The sequence below is a fragment of the Methyloceanibacter marginalis genome (assembly GCF_001723295.1).
In the GTDB taxonomy this organism is placed as follows: domain Bacteria; phylum Pseudomonadota; class Alphaproteobacteria; order Rhizobiales; family Methyloligellaceae; genus Methyloceanibacter; species Methyloceanibacter marginalis.
The window spans coordinates 1-5,886 of sequence record NZ_LPWD01000110.1 but is presented as its reverse complement, the minus strand read 5'-3'; the positions used below and the strand labels follow the sequence as shown (position 1 = coordinate 5,886).

The window sequence follows — 5,886 nt, the reverse complement described above, 5'->3', positions numbered from 1 at the left end:
CACGCCGCGATGCGCGCTGCACCCGAGGGCGAGCTCGGCGTCAGCGGACTAGTGCGGTCCCATCCGGCGAGCGGCATGCCGACATCGATGGGCTCTTCCGTAACAAGCAGCGCGAGATCGTGAGGCAGGCGCATACCCGACCCCTGCCCGGCCTCAGAATGGAGCCAGCGCGGCGAGATTTCGGTCTCGGCCACGGGCGTAGGACTTGGTTCTACCGCCCTTGACCACGCCGATCGAAAGAGTCTCGGGCGGCAAATAGTCCTCCACATAGATGCGCATGCCGCGCCAGGAGGCGACCTGCTGCAGGCAATGCGCCGCAGTCACCACGATGCGGGGATAGAGCAGCGTGCCCGAGCAGATCAGGCGCCCCTGGGCCCTAATCGCCACGACGAAGGGAAAGCGGTCGGCGCCGTCCGCCGTTGCATCGGGAAGCGCCAATGCGTCCGAGCAGCCGAGTGAGGACGCAAGAACGGCGAGTGCGCAAGCCCGGGTGAAACCTGAGATAGGTCCCTTCATCACGGGCCTGGCTAGCCGGACGGCACGACGACAAGACCGCGCGCGCCGTCGCCGGCTTCCAGCCGCTTCAACTCGCGCCCGGTCTCGCCGTCGAGCACGGAGATATCGCTGGACATCCAATTGACCACATAGGCTTTGCTCCCGTCAGGCAGCATGACGATGCTTTCAGGGTAGCGCCCGACCTTGGCGCGATAGGTCGGCACCAGAGACGCGGCATCCACCACGTTCACCGTCCCCGACTGCTGGTTGGCGACGAGCACCCGGTCTCCGCCAGGCGAGACCGCCACGCCATAAGGCATGGCGCCGACGCGCACCGTGCCTTGGTGCGCCAGGCTGTTCGCGTCCAGCACCGAAACATCGCCGCTCTGAACGTTGGCGACATAAACCCGGTCTCCCGCCGGCGACACGGCAAGCGCGAACGGGGCGTGGCCGACCTTCACCGTGGCGATCACGATCAGCCGGTCCGTATCCACCACGCTGATGCTGTTGTCCTCGCGGTTGGCGATAAAGACCCGCTTGGCATGCGGCGCGACGGCCACCTGCGCCGGCGCCCGGCCGACCTTGATCTCGGCGAATTTCTCGCCGGTCTCACCGTCGAGGACCACAAGGAGATCTCGGTCCCAATCGCTCACGAAGAGCCTGCCGTCGCCCATGGCCGCAATGCCGAACGGCTTCCCGGAGACATTGAGCACTTTTGGCCGCCCGATGGCCTGCCCGTCGAGAATCGAGATTTGGCCCGTTTCCGGATGGGTGATGTAGAGGCGCCGGCCGCCGGGTGAGGCGGTGATCATGGCCGGTCCCGCTGGCACTTGCAGCGTCGCCACCTTGGTATCGGTCGCCGTGTCGATTACCAGTACGCTGCCGTCGCTTTGATTGGTGACATAGAGGAGCGGCGCCGCGGCCTGCGCTGAGGCGGCAATCGCTGACGCCAGGACCAGCGGCGCAACCGCCGCGGCCAGCCTCTTGAGCGTCGCGAGCATGGCGCCCTCCTCTATTGCGCTTCGACCTGCTCCTTCAGGGTTTTCAGGCCTTCCTGAAAGAACTGCGCCACGGCGTCGATCGCCGCCTGATCGTTCTGAGTCTCGGACGGAAAGTTTCCGGTGTCGGCGCGATAGAGCCGTGCGTCCCAGATCACTTCGCTGCCCCCGTCGGCACCGGGACGCACCGCAAGAGTCGAAGAATAGAAACTGACGGGAAACGCCTCGATGTCCGGCGTGGCAAGACGATACGAGTAGGACATCTCGTCTTCGAGATATTCATCGAGACTATCGGTGAGCTTCCCACCCGACTTCAGCGCCACGATGCGTTCGCCGCCTGCAACGTTGCCACCCTTTCCCTTGCTGGACTCGACCAGCGGATTCCACGCCACGAGCCCGTCAAAATTCTTCACCGCCGCCCACACCACGTCCGGCGGTGCGGCGATGGCGATGCTCTCCTCCACCTTTTGCGGGGTCGGACCATGCGCGGCGGCCGACGCAGCCCCCAACAGCACAAGGACAACGTGACACGCGATGACACGAAACAGACTCATGGATGCGCCCCTTTCAATTCGGTTCTGGACGGTGCTGAACGGCCCGCCACGCGCTCGCGCAGCGGCAAGAAGCCGTAAAGGATGACGAGAAGCAGAAGCGCCAGGGCCGCTGGGTATGGCCTGATATCCGTAGCAACCACGACGGAGCGTGGGCGGGCCACCGCCTCGAAGGCGCGGAGCAACGCACCGGCACCATTGAGGCGCACGTAGACAAGGCCCGTCTGGCTCGCCAGCGCCTTCAAATGATCCTCTTTCAACGACGTCATGTGCTCATTGTTATTGATGCGCATGTCGCCGAACGGCGCCCATTTCGGATGCCAGCCCGGGCGCGAGGACGCGTCGGGCGGCGGCTGGCCGGAGCGGTTCTCCTGGAGCACATCGTCGGCCCCAAGATCTCCGATCTCACGCCCCGCATCGTCGTATTTCTTCAAGGGAACCAATGCGTTACCCCCGACGCCGACGAGCAGGCCGGGGACCTTACCCGGTTCTCCCTCGAAGTCTGGCATGCCGGTCCAGGGAAGCGGCGGCGCCTCATGTCCATCGGTGAAGAACAGAAGATCGCTATCGAGCCCCTCCGCCACCGGGATCGCGTTGTGCACGCCGCCGGTTATGAAGCTGTCACCTTCCCAGGCCATACGCCAATCCAACCCGCTGATCGCGGCGTCGATGCTGGAGAAGTTCTCGCAAACCTCCACCGGCTCGAACAACACGAACACACGTCGCGCGGTAAATAGGCCAAGGCCAAACTTCGACTGGCAGGGAAGACCCGCCACGAAGCGCTTCAAGCGATCCTTGGTGAGATCGAGACGGCTTGCCGGCTGTCCGTCGAGCGAGACGTCACGCGTGTTCATGCTCGAGGTGATGTCGACGAAGGCCATGGTGTCGTAGGCATCGCGCGTGAGCTTGACGCGCGGCAGGACCAGCCCCGCAACAACGAGCAGGAGTGCTGTGGCAAGCAGCCAGAAGCGCAGTTCATGAAAGGCGGGGCGGATCATGGCGCCCCCCTCGGGATCCCGGGCAGATCGCTCCACAGATCCTTGCGCGGCTCTTGCTGCAGCGGCTCTTCGCTCGGCTCGATCTGCGGCAGGTCGCGCACCAGCCGCGCCGCCACGTCGAGGTTGTATTTGACGTCCCAGGCTTGCGGATCGAGACGCAGAGCCTGGTTGTAATCCTCCTTGGCGAGGTTCACGAGCGACGTCGCTCTGTCGAACTTTCCACGCTCGATCGCAGCGAAACTCGCGCGAAGCCGCGTATTTCCGGCGTCATAGAGCATCAGAACGCGCGTCCGCGCATCGGCGCGAAAGTTTGCCTGATCCAGCAGGACTTGCGCTTCGTCGACCCGGTCGCGCCTCAGGAGATAGTAGGCCCGCGCGAACAGCACAGCGGGCGCCGCGCGCTCGGGATCGATCTGCACATCTTCTCCGGCGGCGAGCGCTTTGATCGTCGCATTGTCGCGCCACGCCCCATACCAGTGCCAGCCTGCGGCGATCGTGACCGCAAGGCCGGCAGCGAGGAGAAGCCATACAAACACGACCCGTGCGGCGTAGAGCGTGCCCAACGCGCGGCGCCCGAAGCTCGGCCTCTGTGCCTTGCCGTATGCGCGGCGCATCATTCGCCCTCCAGACCGGTTGCGCTGTCCGCGCCTTTGAGATCGGAAAGCGTCGCACCATCGAGATCAGCGTTCGAAAAGTCGGCCCCCGTGCGTCGGCGCCACCCAGATTGGCGCCGGACATTTTCGCCCAGTTGAAACGTGCCTTGACCAGCGTAGCGTCCCGCAGGCTGGCAAAGGCGAGCACGGTATGGACCAAGTTCGCACCGGTGAGATCGGCGCCATCGAGGGTCACGCCCGACATGTCGACCCGCACCGGCACCATGCCTTGATTTGCCGGGTCCGCGCCGAGATCCGCATTCACGAGCTTGGCGCCGTCCATGCGCGCCTTGCGCAACTCCCCGATGATACGGGCGTTGGAGAGATCGGCGCCGGTCAAATCTGCGCCGTTCATTACCACGGCGAACATATCCGCGCCGGTGAAGTCCGCATCGGCGAAGTCTGCCTCGTTGGCGACCATGCGATTGAGATTGGCACCAGCAAAGTTCGCACCCTGCACAGCCGACCCGCTGAGATTTGCCGCGAACAGGTCCGCTTTCTTGAAGTCGATGCCCGACAGGTCGAGCCCGGTCAGGTCGCGGCGCGACAGGTCGGGGCGATCCTCGCCAGAGGCCTCCAAGATAACCAGGAGTTGCTCGCGGCTTATCTCCGCGGCCGACACTTCATGGGCCGCGCTAGGCGCCAAAGTCAGAAACAAGGCAAGACCGATCCCCAGACGCCGCGAGACGCCAGCCTGGAGACTTTGACCTCGGCCAGCTTGGCGATCACCAGGAGCAGCAGGCTCAGTCCCGCAACTGCGTAGGCCACGCCCGACAGGTCCTTCTGCGGTATGCGCTCCTCATAGCGCATGGGCCGCCGCTCGAGCTTGTCGATCGCCGCCACCGCCTCGCCGACAGCTGCCGGATTCTCCACCTCGAAGGCGGTGTAAGGAATCTTCAGGTTCTCGAAGAAGAGATGGAGGTGACGCTCCGGCATGGCGAAGGGTGTATCGGTGTCGTCCGGCCCGGGCTTGTCGAAGATGCCCCGCGAGTTCTCCGTGCGCAGGAAGATCCAATAGAGATTGACCGGACGCTTCAGGAAAGCGGCCTCCAGTTTCTGTTGGACCTTGCGATTGATGACCGCGGCACCGTCGGAGACCAGCACGATGGCGCGGCTGGCGATTCCGCCGTCCGTGCCTTGCGTCGACAGGATATCGGCGTCGTGCATGGAAAGGGCCATGGCGAGCCCCTTGCCCACATTGGTCAGCGCCAGCCCCGGCTGCTCGATGGCGTCGATGGCGCCGAGCGTCGCCTCCTTATGGTCGGAGAGCGGCATCACATACATAGGCGAGGTGGAAAAGGCGGCGATGCCGAACCGGTCGTGCTCCCGGCTGGTGACGAACTGTTTGAGGAAGCGCCGCGCCGCCGCCGATTTCGATTCCTCGCCGCTTTGGGTGGGAGCCTGCCCCGCGAAGGTATCGTTCATACTCGCCGAGCGGTCGAAGAGGAGCACGATATTGGCGCCCTCGCCCAGGCGCTCAATGCTCTGCCCGAGACGATGGAGTCCGGCGAGCCCAAGTACGAGCGCCGCGATAGCGATGGCGCCCATAAGTCTCAGCGCAAGGTCGATCGCTACGGATAACGGGTCGGACTTCGCCGCATGCAACGACGGATAGTCTTCGGTGTCTTGCGCCGTTGCTAGAAGCGGCAGTACCGCGAGCGGCAGAAGGAGCAACACAAAGGGATGACTGACGGCGAGGTTCACGCGGCCCTCCGTTCGGCGGCGCCGAGCTCGGCGCTGAGCGCGGCGACGGCGGGAAGCGGCATGGTCTCGGCCGCACCCGTCACGTCGTTACCGAAGAACGCGCGGCGCGACGTGGCGAAGAACCTGCTGATCTCTGCTTCGTACGGACGGAACTCGCGGTGGCCTGCCAGAAAGCCGGAGATATCCTCGGAGAATAGCCGGTGCCCGGCCGAGACATCGAAGGCGCGATGAAGATCGAGCAGGCCAGTGCGATAAGCGTCGGCGTCCGGATTCCGGGACAAGCGCCGCAGGACGCGTGACGCTTGCGTGAAGGGACGCGCCGGGCGTTTGCGGAACGGCCACCAAGCTTGGTGATGGGCAAGGAGCGCAAGCGCCACCAACATGGTGACGAGCCCCGCGCCGAACGCGATGCGGGCTTGTCGGCTGGAAACCGCGCGCGGTACGGCGTCCGGTCTCAGATAGCCTACCGGCCCCTCCTCGGGCTGCT

At 64.8% G+C, this 5,886-nt stretch carries 6 protein-coding genes and 2 pseudogenes; all 8 read right to left on the bottom strand.

Translation table 11 applies throughout. The features are described from left to right. Positions 1 to 153: 153 nt before the first annotated feature. Entirely contained in the window at positions 154 to 516 is a 363-nt protein-coding gene (locus tag AUC71_RS04945; protein ID WP_083238094.1) for a trypsin-like serine protease, read from the bottom strand. Positions 517 to 527: 11 nt separating this feature from the next. Next, complete coding sequence (locus AUC71_RS04940; RefSeq protein ID WP_069623367.1) at positions 528 to 1,496, bottom strand: YncE family protein; 969 nt, start codon at positions 1,494 to 1,496, stop codon at positions 528 to 530. 11 nt (positions 1,497 to 1,507) lie between these two features. Next, positions 1,508 to 2,047, bottom strand: a complete 540-nt coding sequence (locus AUC71_RS04935; protein WP_069623366.1) for an SRPBCC family protein — start codon at positions 2,045 to 2,047, stop codon at positions 1,508 to 1,510. Continuing rightward, a complete protein-coding gene (locus AUC71_RS04930) occupies positions 2,044 to 3,042 on the bottom strand; it encodes a vWA domain-containing protein (RefSeq protein WP_083238093.1) in 999 nt (332 codons plus the stop codon). The genes AUC71_RS04935 and AUC71_RS04930 overlap by 4 nt, the downstream gene beginning before the upstream one ends. Next, the gene (locus tag AUC71_RS20835; RefSeq protein ID WP_244500809.1) at positions 3,039 to 3,659 is read right to left on the bottom strand and encodes a hypothetical protein; all 621 of its coding nucleotides are present in this window, start codon (positions 3,657 to 3,659) and stop codon (positions 3,039 to 3,041) included. The genes AUC71_RS04930 and AUC71_RS20835 overlap by 4 nt, the downstream gene beginning before the upstream one ends. Before the next feature lie 127 nt (positions 3,660 to 3,786). Beyond that, positions 3,787 to 4,317: pseudogene (locus tag AUC71_RS22575) on the bottom strand (pentapeptide repeat-containing protein); the annotation flags it as partial. Positions 4,318 to 4,343: 26 nt separating this feature from the next. Next, entirely contained in the window at positions 4,344 to 5,399 is a 1,056-nt protein-coding gene (locus AUC71_RS04920; RefSeq protein WP_069623365.1) for a vWA domain-containing protein, read from the bottom strand. Beyond that, positions 5,396 to 5,886, bottom strand: a pseudogene (locus tag AUC71_RS19180) (nonribosomal peptide synthetase MxaA); the annotation flags it as partial. The gene AUC71_RS04920 and the pseudogene AUC71_RS19180, both read right to left, overlap by 4 nt.

Bases quoted from the DNA above. Each gene is read 5' to 3' on its own strand.
- AUC71_RS04945 (WP_083238094.1), bottom strand. From the start codon at position 516: ATGAAGGGACCTATCTCAGGTTTCACCCGGGCTTGCGCACTCGCCGTT.
- AUC71_RS04940 (WP_069623367.1), bottom strand. From the start codon at position 1,496: ATGCTCGCGACGCTCAAGAGGCTGGCCGCGGCGGTTGCGCCGCTGGTC.
- AUC71_RS04935 (WP_069623366.1), bottom strand. From the start codon at position 2,047: ATGAGTCTGTTTCGTGTCATCGCGTGTCACGTTGTCCTTGTGCTGTTG.
- AUC71_RS04930 (WP_083238093.1), bottom strand. From the start codon at position 3,042: ATGATCCGCCCCGCCTTTCATGAACTGCGCTTCTGGCTGCTTGCCACA.
- AUC71_RS20835 (WP_244500809.1), bottom strand. From the start codon at position 3,659: ATGATGCGCCGCGCATACGGCAAGGCACAGAGGCCGAGCTTCGGGCGC.